At 58.4% G+C, this 13,658-nt stretch carries 8 protein-coding genes; 4 read left to right on the forward strand and 4 right to left on the reverse strand.

What is annotated here, in order from left to right:
- Nucleotides 1-57: 57 nt before the first annotated feature.
- A complete protein-coding gene (locus HMPREF2692_RS05140; protein WP_070823037.1) occupies nucleotides 58-1,104 on the reverse strand; it encodes a DUF4282 domain-containing protein in 1,047 nt (348 codons plus the stop codon).
- 163 nt (nucleotides 1,105-1,267) lie between these two features.
- Nucleotides 1,268-2,320: a Cj0069 family protein gene (locus HMPREF2692_RS05145; protein ID WP_062042030.1), complete on the reverse strand. Its 1,053-nt coding sequence runs from the start codon at nucleotides 2,318-2,320 to the stop codon at nucleotides 1,268-1,270.
- Between the two features lie 397 nt (nucleotides 2,321-2,717).
- Here HMPREF2692_RS05145 and HMPREF2692_RS05150 point away from each other — a divergent pair, with 397 nt between their 5' ends.
- Nucleotides 2,718-3,569, forward strand: coding sequence for a sulfurtransferase (locus HMPREF2692_RS05150; protein WP_061920739.1), 852 nt, complete (start codon nucleotides 2,718-2,720; stop codon nucleotides 3,567-3,569).
- A gap of 151 nt (nucleotides 3,570-3,720) precedes the next feature.
- Nucleotides 3,721-5,490 carry an acetyl/propionyl/methylcrotonyl-CoA carboxylase subunit alpha gene (locus HMPREF2692_RS05155; RefSeq protein WP_062042034.1) on the forward strand — a complete coding sequence of 590 codons (1,770 nt, stop codon included), beginning with the start codon at nucleotides 3,721-3,723 and terminating at the stop codon, nucleotides 5,488-5,490.
- 53 nt (nucleotides 5,491-5,543) lie between these two features.
- Here HMPREF2692_RS05155 and HMPREF2692_RS05160 read toward each other — a convergent pair whose 3' ends face one another.
- Complete coding sequence (locus HMPREF2692_RS05160) at nucleotides 5,544-8,975, reverse strand: pyruvate carboxylase (RefSeq protein ID WP_070823039.1); 3,432 nt, start codon at nucleotides 8,973-8,975, stop codon at nucleotides 5,544-5,546.
- A 397-nt stretch (nucleotides 8,976-9,372) separates the two neighbouring features.
- Between HMPREF2692_RS05160 and HMPREF2692_RS05165 the strand changes: the two genes are divergently transcribed.
- Together HMPREF2692_RS05165 and HMPREF2692_RS05170 are read left to right on the forward strand one after the other, a co-directional pair.
- Nucleotides 9,373-10,059: an ABC transporter ATP-binding protein gene (locus tag HMPREF2692_RS05165; protein WP_062042040.1), complete on the forward strand. Its 687-nt coding sequence runs from the start codon at nucleotides 9,373-9,375 to the stop codon at nucleotides 10,057-10,059.
- Nucleotides 10,049-12,484, forward strand: a complete 2,436-nt coding sequence (locus tag HMPREF2692_RS05170; RefSeq protein WP_062042043.1) for a hypothetical protein — start codon at nucleotides 10,049-10,051, stop codon at nucleotides 12,482-12,484. Before HMPREF2692_RS05165 ends, HMPREF2692_RS05170 begins: the two co-directional genes overlap by 11 nt.
- Here the strand turns inward: HMPREF2692_RS05170 and HMPREF2692_RS05175 are convergent.
- Nucleotides 12,481-13,629, reverse strand: a complete 1,149-nt coding sequence (locus HMPREF2692_RS05175; RefSeq protein ID WP_062042047.1) for a bifunctional 2-methylcitrate synthase/citrate synthase — start codon at nucleotides 13,627-13,629, stop codon at nucleotides 12,481-12,483. The genes HMPREF2692_RS05170 and HMPREF2692_RS05175 overlap by 4 nt on opposite strands.
- Nucleotides 13,630-13,658 lie beyond the last annotated feature (29 nt).

Below are 13,658 nucleotides of genomic sequence, written 5' to 3' on the forward strand. Positions count from 1 at the left end.
CTCGGCTCTTGAAAAGAGCACATGAGACCGAGGCTTTTTAGCTGGCAGATGAAGGGCTTACTTATCCTCTTCTGCCAGTTCGACGAGCTTCTTGGTGTTCTCCGTGGTCTGGATGTTGGAGACGAAGAACTCAAGCACGAGGCGAACCTGAATGAGGTAAATCAGCAGACCCAGGGTGCCGAAGATGAGGTGGCCCAGGATCATCACTGCAGCCATGCCACCGCCAGCAGAGGACGAGCCTGCAAGATCTCCCATGATGCCGGTTAAGGAGCCGCCCGTGACGGCCACGATGAGGCCACCAATCCAGGACAGAACACCGACCACAACTGCGATCACGTAGATGATGGATGCAAACTTCACGGTGATGAAGCTGGAGAACTTGAAGTCAAACAGGGACTTAAAGAAGTTATCCTTCGGCGCCTGCGGGTACTGGTTGAAGCCCTGCATTTGTGGGTTGTAGCCTTGCTGGTTCTGCTGGCCCGGCTGCCCCTGTGGCTGGAAGCCGCCAAAGCCCTGCTGGTTCTGCTGGCCTGGCTGGTTCTGTGGCTGGTTCTGCGACTGGAACTGCTGGTTGAAGCCGCCCTGGTTGAAGTTGCCGGCCGGCGGAACTGGCTGACCAAAGCTGGACTGGCCAAAACCATTGCCTGCGTTGTTATTGCCTGTGTTGTTCACGCCGTTTGCGCTACCTGCATTATCAGCGCTGTGACTGTGGGAGCCCAATGCAGAGCTTGCGGGCTCGGCGGAAGCGCTGGCAGCCTGAGCGTTCTCAGAGCCAAAGCCCTGGGCATAGTCGGAGCTGTTGTAGGAGGCTCGGTTGAAGTCGGACTGGCCGAAATCAGAGGAAGTCTCACCGAAGTTCACGGTTTCTTCGCTGCCGGTGCTGTGCGCGCCGCCGAAGCTCGATGCCTCGGAGGAATCAGAAGCGCCGAAGGAAGAGGCACCGAAATCGGACTGGCCAAAGTCAGACTTGCCAAAATCAGAGTTTCCAAAATCGGAGTTGCCGAAGTCGGAATTACCGAAGGAAGAGGAGCTCATTGCGTCCTCAGCAGCGTGCTGTGGATTCTGGTCGGAGTTGTTTTCTCCGAACTTGTCTGGGTTGGTCATATGAGAGACGTTCCTTTCAATTTATTAAGTACGCACAAAAGAAACTACAACACGCTGCACGATTCGGCAGCCCAATGGGAAATACTCCCTTTATAAGGGGCATATAAAAACCCTGCTTCCACCACCTTCGGGGAAACAGGGTTTGCAAAAGTAAGAGGAGACCTTAAGCGCGCTTTGCCTCAACGCGCTTGATGGCTTCAGCGGCAACCTTCTGCTGAATGCCCATGTCGAGCTCGGAAGTAAAGCCCACGCAGGAGCAGTTGATCTCGCCAAGGACGTAGGTGTCCTCGCCATTCTCGCCGTCGGCAAGCATGAAATCAGCAGTCCAGATCAGCGGGATGTTGTCACCGCCAAGCTTTTCTGCAATGACCGGACGAACCTCGGCAAACATGTCTACAAGTTCCTGCCAAGCTTCGGGCTTGTCATAGGTGTACTTAGCGCCGGAAAACAGTGTGGCGGAGAAGTTGTCGCCGCCTTCAGCCGGCTTCTTGTGCACCACGAAGACTGGGTCAGGGCCGACTAGGAGGATACGGATTTCTCCCTCGACGATGCGCGGCATGAAGCGCATATCAACGAGCATGCCGTTGTCACCGATAATGTACTGGTCACAGAAATCCATGAACTCGCCGAGCTCGCGAACCTCGGTGTGGTTATCCACTGCCTCGGTGCACTTAAGCTTGGTCTCTAGCGGCAGTGCGGTGCCAGGTTCTACCTCAAGGGACTTGTCCTCGAGCTGGACACGCCAGATGCCTTCGCCCGTCGAACCACGGTTTTGCTTCAGCACGCGCTCGCCGTAAGACAGCGAGGTGGGGAAAGTGTCGTGGAATGATTCAACGTCGTAATATGCCGCGGTATCGGAAGGTACAAGCTCAGTGTCATTGAGCTTGACCAATGCATCCTTAGCACCGTAGGCCATCATCTCATACGGAGTGGACATGCCAACCAGGCCAGCTTCAGAAAGCTTGGTCAGCAGATCGAAGTAGCCTTTCTCGCCGCCTGGGATATTACCCGGGTTCACGCGGGAGATATAAGCGTCGAAGTTTTCGGTGACGTACTCGAAGATGCGCTCAGACCACTCTGGACGGAAGAAGACGACCTCAGAGTGCCAGCCTGCGTCCTTGATGGACTCGACGATGGGCATGGTGTCCTTGCGGTGGCCGTTGAGCTGCTTGTCAGATCCGCCCTCGACCTCGAAGACGACGATTGCCTTGTGCACAGCAATTCCCTTTCGTTTGGGGGTTGTGGGTGATGGTCCGGTACGCCAGCGGCTTTCTGTGGACGCTTCGTGTTTTAGACAGTATTTAAGCGATTCAAGCGATTTACGCAGCGTTTTGTACCGCACCACACCCTAAAAATAACGCAGGTTTGCACCTCCTCGCTGGGTTGTTAACCCCGCATTAACCCCGGTACGTTTTCGCCGCTAAAGACGTATTTAGGCACTTGACCTGCAGGCTTGTTATAACCAGTGATTGTGAGGCACGACAATCAGCAAGAAAATGTATGCAACGCCACAATGTTCGGCTCAAGGTGACCAATTTAAGGGCTTAAGCGTTAGAGTTGTTGTGTTTAGAGAGATCTCTTTTTTAAACCCCATTTAGAAAGGAAACCGGACCGTGGCCGAGTTCGATCCACATCCCCCATTCCAGGAATATGCGCACCCAGAGCGCCTCGTTTCCGCACCTTGGCTCTCCGCCAGGCTCGGCACCAAGGGCCTGCGCGTTATCGAAGTAGACGAGGATTCCCTCCTTTACGACATCGGACACGTCCCGACCGCCTCGCGCATTAATTTCCAGACCGAGCTGCTCGATCCCCTCACCCGCGACGTCGTCAATGCAGCCTCCTTCTCCCAGCTCATGCGAGACAAGGGCATTAAGCGCGAAGACACCGTTATTATCTACGGCGACAAAGCCAATTGGTGGGCGGCCTACGCCCTGTGGGTTTTTGAACTTTATGGACACCCTGACGTCCGCCTGCTCGACGGCGGCCGCGACGCGTGGGTTACCGAAGAGCGCGATACCTCTTTCATGGTTCCAGACTTCCCAGAGTCCGATTACCCAGAGGTAGAGCGGGACGACGCCACCTTCCGTGTCTTCGTAGACCAGATGCGCGAAACCGCAGCAAAGCTCGTCGATACCCGCACGCCTGAGGAGTACGGCGGCGAGCCTTCCAACGGCGAGTCCGCTTATGGCACCACCATGCGCCACGGACACATTCCGGGCGCCGCCAACTTGGAGTGGGATCGCTCCGTTTACCCGAATGGCTGCTTCCGCACGCTTTCTGAGCTCAGCGTCAACTATGGCAACCTCGAGCCAGAAACCGAGACCATCCTCTACTCCCATGTTGGCGCGCAGGCCGCCCACACGTGGTTCGTACTGACCTTCCTGCTGGGATTCAAGTCCACGAAGGTCTACGACGGTTCGTGGGCCGAGTGGGGAAACATGGTTCGCATGCCAATCGAGAAGTAACTTCTCGGTTCAACACGCCGATTTACTCCCGTATCCTTGCTGGTGCGGGAGTATTTTTGAGAGCAAAACCGGAACTTGACGGTTTGCTCATGTTTTTGTGTGCAAGAATAGTGGACAGTCCAATACAATTTTTATCAGGAGGGTTCCTGCCGTGGCAGTTGAAACCAAGAAGATCACCAAGGTGTTGATTGCTAACCGTGGTGAGATTGCAGTCCGCGTCATCCGTGCTGCGCGCGACGCTGGCATCGCCTCCGTCGCCGTTTATGCAGAGCCAGACGCCGACGCACCATTTGTTGCGCTTGCCGACGAAGCCTTCGCCCTAGGTGGGCAAAACTCCGCCGAGTCCTACCTTGTCTTCGACAAGATTCTCGACGCCGCCGCCAAGTCCGGCGCAGACGCCATCCACCCAGGCTATGGCTTCCTGTCTGAAAACGCCGACTTCGCGCAAGCGGTCATCGACGCCGGACTTATCTGGATCGGCCCTTCCCCACAGTCCATCCGCGACTTGGGCGACAAGGTCACCGCTCGCCACATTGCAGAGCGTGCCGACGCCCCGATGGCGCCGGGCACTCCAGACCCGGTTAAGGATGCAGCCGAGGTAGAAGCCTTCGCCGACGAACACGGCCTGCCAATTGCCATCAAGGCCGCCTTCGGTGGCGGCGGCCGCGGCATGAAGGTCGCCTACGAGCGTGACGAAGTAGCAGAGCTCTTCGAGTCCGCTACCCGCGAGGCCACCGCCGCATTCGGCCGCGGCGAGTGCTTTGTCGAGCGCTATCTCGACAAGGCTCGCCACGTCGAGGCACAGGTACTGGCTGACCAGCACGGCAACGTAGTCGTCGTCGGCACCCGCGATTGCTCCCTGCAACGTCGCTTCCAAAAGCTAGTGGAGGAAGCCCCTGCGCCGTTCTTGAGCGATGAGCAGCGCACCGCCATCCATGAGTCGGCAAAGCGCATTTGCCGCGAGGCTGGCTACTTTGGCGCTGGCACCGTCGAGTACTTGGTCGGCTCCGATGGACTGATCTCCTTCCTCGAGGTCAACACCCGCCTGCAGGTGGAACACCCAGTCTCTGAGGAAACCACCGGCCTAGACCTGGTGCGCGAGCAGTTCAACATTGCAGAGGGCGGCGAACTTTCTATCACCAAAGATCCCACCCCGCGCGGGCATGCTTTCGAGTTCCGCATCAACGGCGAGGACGCCGCAGCAGGCTTTATGCCAGCACCGGGCACCATCGTTTCCTACAGCGAACCTTCCGGCCCAGGCGTCCGCGTGGATTCCGGCGTGCGCGAGAACACCGTCATCGGCGGCCAGTTCGACTCCATGCTGGCCAAGCTCATCGTCTGGGGTCCAGACCGCGAGACCGCGCTGCAGCGTGCACGCCGCGCCCTGGCTGAGTACACCGTCGAGGGCCTTCCGACCGTCATTCCTTTCCACCAGGCCATCGTCAACGACCCTGCGTTTAGCGCCGAGAACGGTTCCTTCGATGTCTACACCAAATGGATTGAGGAAGAGTGGGTGGGCGAGCTGCCTGCCTACGTCGACGTTGAAACCCCAGAGGAAGAGGAGGCAGCAGCCTCCCAGAAGTTCGTCGTCGAAGTCGGCGGTCGCCGCATCGAGGTAGCACTCCCAGGCAATCTCCTGCTGGGCGGCGGCGCACCCCGCAAGAAGTCCAAGAAGCGCCGCGGCTCTAGTTCTAAGACCGCCGCGTCTGGCGACGCCGTCGTAGCACCGATGCAGGGCACCGTCATCAAGGTTGGCGTCGAAGAAGGCCAGGAAGTCGCAGAAGGCGACGTCGTGCTCATCCTCGAAGCCATGAAGATGGAAAACCCAGTCAAGGCCCACAAGGCCGGCACCGTCACTGGCCTCAGCGTCGAGCAGGGCGCTCAGGTCAACAAGGGCGCAGTGATGCTCGAGATTAAGTAGCCAATAAGAAAATCGCTCCGAATACAGCGCGTATTCGGAGCGATTTTTGTGTTTTAGTCGATGACGACGATCAAATCTCCGCCCTCGACCTTGGTGGCCTTACCAATAGCCACGCGCTCGATCTTGCCGTCCTTGGTAGCGGAGATGGAAGCTTCCATCTTCATCGCTTCGATAACGGCCACCTGATCTCCCGCCTTGACCTCGTCACCGGCTTGAACGGTGACGTTAACGACGCCCGCAAACGGCGCCGCCACGTGCCCATCGTTGGAAGGATCTGCCTTTTCCACCGTGGCCACGGTGGACTCGACGTTGTTGTCGCGCACCTTCATCGGGCGAATCTGGCCATTGACGTTGAAGACCACATTGCGTAGACCCTTCTCGTCCGGCTCGCCGATGGCGTCAAGGCGCAAAGTGATCGTCTTCAGATCCGCGCGGTCATTAGAGCCATCCGGGAAGTAATGCACGATGTACTCGTTGCCCTCTTCGAGGCCATACAGGAACACGGTGTCGGTCAGCGCCTCCGTGTTGCCATAAGTGCGGCGGAACTCGTTGAACTCCTCGAACTGCTTCGGGAAAAGCAGGCGGTTAAGGCTAGCGCGGCGCTCGCTGGAATCGGCAGAAGCCAGGTGCGCCTTTTCCTCTTCTGGGATCGGTTTGACCGAGACGTCGCCAGGCGTGCGGCCTTCTAGCACCTTGTCGCGCAGCGGCGGCCAGCCGCCCGGAGGGGTACCGAGCTCGCCGCGGAGGAACGCGATGACGGAATCCGGGATGTCGTACTTGGTCGGGTCGGCCTCGAAGTCTGCTGGGTCAACGCCCGCACCCACGAGGTGCAGCGCGAGATCGCCGACGACCTTCGAGGACGGGGTGACCTTGGTCGGACGGCCAAGCATCTCATTGACGGCGGCATAGGTGTCCTCGATGACCTCGAAGCGGTCCTCCAAGCCCAAGGCCGTGGCCTGCGCGCGCAGGTTGGACAGCTGTCCACCGGGGATCTCGTGGTGGTACACGCGGCCGGTAGGTCCCGGGATGCCTTTTTCAAACGGACGGTAGAGCTGGCGCACGGCCTCCCAGTACGGCTCCATGTCAGAGACCGACTGCAAGTCGATGCCGGTATCGCGCGAGGAGTTGGAGAAGGCCGCGATGATGGCAGAAAGCGAAGGCTGCGAGGTAGTGCCGGCCAGCGGCGCAGAGGCACCATCGATGATGTCTGCGCCCGACAGCGCCGCCGCGAAGTAGGTGGCCAGTTGGCCTCCCGCGGTGTCGTGGGTGTGCACGTGAATCGGCAGATCGAATTCCTTGCGCAGCGCCATGACGAGCTTGGAAGCGGACTCCGGACGCAGCAGGCCAGCCATGTCCTTAATGGCCAGCACGTGTGCACCGGTGTTCACGATTTCCTCGGCCAGCTTCAGGTAGTAATCCAGCGTGTAGAGCTTTTCCTGCGGCGAACACATATCGCCCGAATATGCCATCGCAACCTCGGCCACGGTGGTGTTAGTCTCCAGCACGGCATCGATGGCAGGACGCATTTGTGTGACGTCGTTAAGCGCGTCAAAGATACGGAAGACATCGACGCCGGACTTCGCTGCCTCTTGCACGAAGGCGTTGCACACGTCGTTTGCATACGGAGAGTAGCCCACGGTGTTGCGACCGCGCAGCAGCATCTGGATGTTCTGGTTCGGCATAGCCTCACGCAGCAGGTCCAGGCGGACCCACGGGTCCTCCTTGAGGAAGCGCATGGCCACGTCGTAGGTGGCACCGCCCCATGCCTCCACGGAGTACAGCTCCGGGGTCATGCGAGCGACGGCCTCTGCGGCGGTGACCAACGCGGTACCGCGCACGCGGGTGGCCAGCAGGGACTGGTGGGCGTCACGGAAGGTGGTATCGGTGACCGCCAGGGCGTCCTGCTTGCGGATCTTTTCTGCCCACTTCTTCGGGCCGAGCTCCAGCAACTCATCGCGGGAACCGCGTGGCAGCTCGGAGTTAAAGTCCAGATCCGGCAGCTTATCGAAGGGACGCAGGGTGGTCGGGCGCTCGCCATTCGGCTTGTTGACGGTCACGTCAGCGATGTAATCGATGATACGACCCGACTCATCGACGGCCGGCGGAGCCTTGAGCAAATCCGGGTGCTCCGGGATGAAGCTGGTGTCCACGCGGGTGTTGACGAAGTCAGGCTCGCGTAGCAGGGCGCGCAGGAAGCCGATGTTGGTGGCCACGCCGGCCACGGTGAACTCGTTGAGCGCGCGCTGCGCACGGGCTACGGCCTGCTCGAAAGTGGCGCCACGGCAGGTCATCTTCACCAGCAGGGAGTCGAAGTTCGGGGAGATCTCTGCGCCGACCGCCGTTGCACCGTCGAGACGCACGCCCGCACCGCCCGGCGAACGGTACTGGGTCAGCGTACCGGTATCCGGACGGAAACCGTTGGAAGGATCCTCAGTGGTGATACGGCACTGCAGGGCCGCGCCGGTGATGTGGATGTCCTCCTGCTTGAGACCCAGCTCCTCGAGGGAGAATCCCGCGGCAATCTGCATCTGGGACTTCACGATGTCCACGCCCGTGACCTCCTCGGTCACGGTGTGCTCGACCTGCACGCGCGGGTTCATCTCGATGAAGACGTGGTTACCCTTCTCATCCACGAGGAACTCAACCGTGCCGGCGCCCTCGTAATTGATGTGCTCGCAGAACCTCACGGCGTCCGCACAGATGCGGTCACGCAGCTCCGGATCCAGGGTCGGCGCCGGGGCAATCTCCACGACCTTCTGGTGGCGGCGCTGCACGGAGCAGTCGCGCTCGTACAGGTGCATGACGTTGCCCTGGGAGTCAGCCAGAATCTGCACCTCAATGTGCTGCGGGCGAATCACCGCGGTCTCAAGGTAGACGTGGCCGTCACCGAAGGCGGCCTCTGCCTCGCGGGATGCCTCTGCGCATTTGGTCTTGACTTCCGCCTCGTTCTCGATGAAACGCATGCCGCGGCCGCCACCGCCGGCAACTGCCTTTACGAAGACGGGGAACTCAAAGTCCTTGGAGTATTCCGCCAGCTCGTCGACGTCCGTCGAGGGCTTCGAGTCCTTCAGAGTCGGCAGACCCGCCTCCTCGGCCGCAGCCACTGCGGCAGCCTTGTCGCCGGTCAGGTCCAGGGTCTCAGCGGTGGGGCCGATGAACTTAATGCCGTTGTCGCGGCATGCGCGGGCCAGATCGGCACGCTCCGAAAGGAAGCCATAGCCTGGGTAAATGGCATCCGCACCGGACTTCTTGGCGGCGCGAATCACCTCATTGATGTCCAGGTAAGCCTTGACCGGCTGGCCTTCGGTACCAATGCGCACTGCCTCATTAGCGAACGCACGGTGGAAGGAGTTGCGGTCTTCCTTGGGGTAAATGGCGACCGTCTTGGCACCAACCTCGAAGGCCGCGCGGAAAGCACGCACGGCAATTTCGCCGCGGTTTGCCACCAAGACCTTGGAGAAGGATTTGTGGGCGGTATCAGACACTGGGAGTAATCCTTTCAGATAAGCACGATACAGATCTCAGAGTAGTGCCCTTCGTACTCACGTGAGGCAAAATTCGACATATAGCTCAACAGAAATTGTTCAGTTTCTCACTAAACTCACCATGCATACCTCTAAACACCCCAACCCATATCGTTTTAGAATCAAAGCGGGCGGAAACTACCCCTCTGCCGCAAAGATATAAACCTCGTGACATACATTCTTCAGGGTTGCTATACTTCGATAAAGTTAACAAACCAACTTCGTCCTTCGCTTCTGAAGGATTCATTTTGAATGACGGATACCAGCTGCAGGCTGTGGTCTCGCCACCAGCCATTCCTGTTCCCACTCAAGCCTCGGTCAACGACCTTGACGTGAGCCTCTCTGTTGTAAAGAACTCATGAACTCAGTCACCATTTCTAACGTTCACAAGTATTTAGGCGAAGGCGCCCAGCGCACGCATGTTCTCAAGGGCGCAAGTCTAGAGGTCAATAAAGGCGAGTTTCTCGGAATTTCGGGAAAGAGCGGCTCCGGTAAAACCACTCTCCTGCGCGCGGTTGCAGGTCTTCTACCTATCGATGAAGGCTCAATCTCAGTCTTCGATACCTGTGTATCCACCGCTGCTCCCAAGGAACTACTTGCCTTGCGCCGCAACGTAATCGGCTTCGTCCACCAAGACGACCTGTTGATGAATGAACTCACCGCGCTCGAAAATGTCGTGCTTGTGCTTGCAGCAGCGGGGTTCGATGAGAAGGCAGCACGCGACAAGGCTTCCGAGGCATTAGCCCAGGTAGGACTTGCAGAACTCGCTCAACGATTTCCCGCAGAGATGTCGCGCGGACAGTGCCAAAGAGTAGGAATCGCCCGAGCGCTGTCCGGTGCCCGGCAAGTTCTCTTGGCTGACGAGCCGTCTGCTGCGCTCGATTCCGAGAACTCCCATGGCATTTTTCGACTCTTCAAAAAGCTCGCATCAACTGGCACAACCGTGATAGCGACCAGCCACGATCCCATCATGCTGGACTATTGCAGCACCGCCTACACACTGATCGATGGTCAGCTTGGGAAAGCAGCCCCGCATGCTCAATGAACTGATCACGAAAGTCGTGCACTCTTCGAAAAGATATCGTTTCGGCGCAGCGGCTATCGCAGTGTGCTTAGGATTATTCGCATTTGCTGTCTCAGCCGTTCTCTTCATGACGTTGTCCCCGCAGCAGAAGGCGCAGTCAGAATTGGGAAACAACGCCGTGCGCGTGGACGTGCCTGTGTACACGCGGGCGGGCGTGGTTGAGCAGACGCTGCCACAACTTGATTCCCCAGAGCGGGGATTTACTGCCCAGCTCGAGACTTACGATCTCTATGTCGATAGCGATCCTTCAAATTCCCTTGTCTACAAGGAGTCTCACTGGGAAGATCAAGCTCCCGATTTTGGGTTGGCATTGGTTCAGGGCCATTGGCCTAGCGCTCCTGGCGAGGTAGTAGTCACCGAGGACGTGAACCTTAGTCTTGGAGAGAACACAACTGCATTCAACGGCATGCTACCTCTCCGTATCGTTGGCGTTGCATCGAATTCCTTCCACAAGCATGAAGAAGCTGTGTACGGCGCGTCGGGAACGTGGAACACCATCGGCGCTGACGCTTATTCCATGACCTCCGCTTCGGTCCGGCCAATTGTTTTCGGTTCCGAAGGAAAGACTCCTGCAGCCCTCACCGAGTTCATTAGGAGTCAGATCGGGGATGCAGACCTCGTCGATCGTGCAGCGCTTGACGACGCCTTCTCGGCATCGCTTCTCACCCGAGAAAGCTTGCTCGCAACGCCGCCTTCAGGATTCGCCGATAGCTATTCCTTCTTCTTCGGCCTGTTCGCCGTTGTCATCCCATGCGCTTTGATCTTCTTCCTGTGGCGGATTACCTACCAGGTACTTCGCCCGTTGAGCCAGCGGTTTTTCGAGCTAGGAATCTCGCCCTTCCTATTGTGGAAGTCCAGCGCATTCATCCTGCTTCGTTCAGCCTTGATGTACTCCGTCGCAGGACTCGTATTGGGTGCAGGTCTGGCACAATGTGCGCGCCCTTTCATTTCTGGACTTGGAGGTTTGCCTGATCCTGGAGTCCTGATTCCATGGAAATGGTTAGTGCTTCTTCTCGCTAGCTCGCTAGCAGCACTCCTGATTGGTGCTATTGCCACCGCGCCGTCGGCTCAACCTCATCCGTTCTGGAAGGACTTCCCGACACCGACCCCATCGGCATCATTCTTACGCTGGGGTGCAGTCGTTATTGTCCTTGTCGCTGTCCTCTTCACGTTCGCTGCAGCACTGCTGGGGCCCGACGTATTCGAAACATGGGCGCCAGCGCCAACCGTGGCGATGTGCATCGTCTTTTCTCTTCTTCTCGCACGCTGTCCGCGAACCAGCCGGCCCTACACTCCAGCAGGCGTGGCCCTGAGATTTGCCGAAAAACACCGTCAACTCATTGGTACGGGTCTGGTGTTGTTGGTCCTGTGCATGGGAACCGCGGTGTTCAGTAGTTCGATGTCAGCCAGTTTTACAGCCAGTGAGAACGACAGCTTGACGTCGACAATCGCCCCAAACCAGGCACACGTTTTAAAGAAGACAGATGATGGCCTAGCTACAAACGCTGATTCCGTTCAGCACGTCGCCACTGCGTTGGGTGTGCCCGCCCCAGTTCGTATTTCTTATGTCCAAGCCACGCTGGAAATGCCCACGGAGATGTCGGGGACTTTTGGTGTACTGGGCGTCGAATCCGTTCATGACGTAGAACGGCTCTTAGACCGAGAGCTTACTGCCTCGGAAAAAGATGTCCTTGCGACCGGAGCATTGGTCCGCGATAACAGATTCATCGACCATGACCATGCTTCAATCAGCACGAGCAGAAATCCCAGTCCCACAACCCTTCCAGCGGTGAGTATCGACTTCGGACCTCACTGGGAGAAGCTGGCTGGAGGAATTATCCTCGAATCCACGGCGCAGAAACTAGATGCACCGGCAGGTAGGACACAATGGGTCTTTACGGGTCTCCAGGAAGACCAAGAAAAGCGCTTTCTTGATAGCGCTGCGCAAGCCCGTATCCCCCACGAGCTCGTACTACTGCCGCTGGTTCAAACCTCTTCGACACCGCGGGCGTTCTACATCAGTTTGGCAGCCGCGCTGCTCAGCGCGTTAGCCGTAACCTTTGTTTTCTCGCGGCACCTCGCTCGGGCTACCGAAGCAATCCAGACCACCTTTAGAGTACTGGGCCTCGATTCTTCCTGGCACCTAAAAATTGTTGTACTCACCGCGAGCGCACTGGCATGTGCTGCGATCATTACTGGCTGTCTCGGCGGAATTCTCCCACTTGCCGGAATGGCCTACGCAATGGGAGATGGCCTCACTTTCGCCATCGATTGGAAGGCACTTTTTGTGGCTGCAGGCGCAATAGCACTAGGCGCTGCAGGTGGCGTTGGCATGACATGCCTTCGCTACGTGCAGCGCCCGTCGTCCAGCGCAACTGCTAACTAGATTTCCTTCGGCGGAACGGAGCGCTGCTCCTTGCCGTTGTAGGCAGACAGCGGGCGGATGAGAGAGTTGTTCTCGTTCTGCTCCACGATGTGTGCGGTCCAGCCGGTGATGCGGGCCATCACGAAGATCGGGGTGAAGAACTCAATGTCGAAGCCCAGGATGTGGTACGCAGGGCCAGCCGGGAAGTCCAGGTTCGGCTGGATCTTGATGGAGGTGTTTTCGTACATGGTCTTAGCCATCTTCTCGTACATCTCCACCCACTGCTCCTGGCCGTGGTCCTTGGCCAGCTCGCGGAAAGCAGCCTCCATGGTCGGAACACGGGAGTCACCGTTCTTGTACACGCGGTGGCCGAAGCCCATGACGAGCTCCTTGTTCTTGAGCTTGTTCAGGGTCCACTCCTCTGCCTTGGCGGGGTCACCAATCTCGAGGAAGTTCTTCATCACAGCCTCGTTGGCACCACCATGCAGCGGGCCCTTCAGAGCACCGATGGCGGCAGTGACTGCGGAGTAGGTGTCCGACATCGTCGAGGTCACCACGCGGCCAGCGAAGGTGGACGCGTTGAAGGAGTGCTCAGCGTAGAGGATGAGGGACTTATCAAAGGCCTCAATATCGGAGCGCGACAGGGCCGGCGATCCTTCTTCCTCACCGAAGACCATCCACAGGAAGTTTTCTGCAAAGCCCTTCTTGCGGGAAGGCTCGATGTAACCTTCACCGCGACGGCGGCGGATGTCGAGTGCGACGATGGTCGGCAGCTTCGCCATGAGCTCCAGAGCGGTGCGGCGAATGTGCTCGGAGTCCTTGGTGTACTCCTCCGGGTCCTGGGAACCAATGAAGGAGACTGCGGTGCGCAGAACGTCCATCGGGTGGCAGGACTTGGGCATGGAGGTGATGAGGTCAATGAGGTGGCGGTCCAGGTGGCGCAGTGCCTTCTCACGGGCGGAGAAGCGCACCAGCTCACCCTGGGTCGGCAGTTCGCCGTTCCACAGCAGGTAGGCGACCTCCTCGAAAGAGCAGTAGCGTGCGAGCTCCTGAACTGGGTAGCCACGGTAGGTCAGGGAGTTGGTCTCCGGGACGACCTTGGAGATGGCGGTCTCATCGACGACGACGCCGTACAGGCCCTTGCGAATCTCTGGGGTCTCAGACATGGTATTTCTCCTTATGTGGGGGCCTAGCG

It is taken from the genome of Corynebacterium sp. HMSC036D03 (genome assembly GCF_001836185.1).
GTDB lineage: Bacteria > Actinomycetota > Actinomycetes > Mycobacteriales > Mycobacteriaceae > Corynebacterium > Corynebacterium simulans.

Bases quoted from the DNA above. Each gene is read 5' to 3' on its own strand.
- HMPREF2692_RS05140 (WP_070823037.1), bottom strand. From the start codon at position 1,104: ATGACCAACCCAGACAAGTTCGGAGAAAACAACTCCGACCAGAATCCA.
- HMPREF2692_RS05165 (WP_062042040.1), top strand. From the start codon at position 9,373: ATGAACTCAGTCACCATTTCTAACGTTCACAAGTATTTAGGCGAAGGC.
- HMPREF2692_RS05170 (WP_062042043.1), top strand. From the start codon at position 10,049: ATGCTCAATGAACTGATCACGAAAGTCGTGCACTCTTCGAAAAGATAT.
- HMPREF2692_RS05175 (WP_062042047.1), bottom strand. From the start codon at position 13,629: ATGTCTGAGACCCCAGAGATTCGCAAGGGCCTGTACGGCGTCGTCGTC.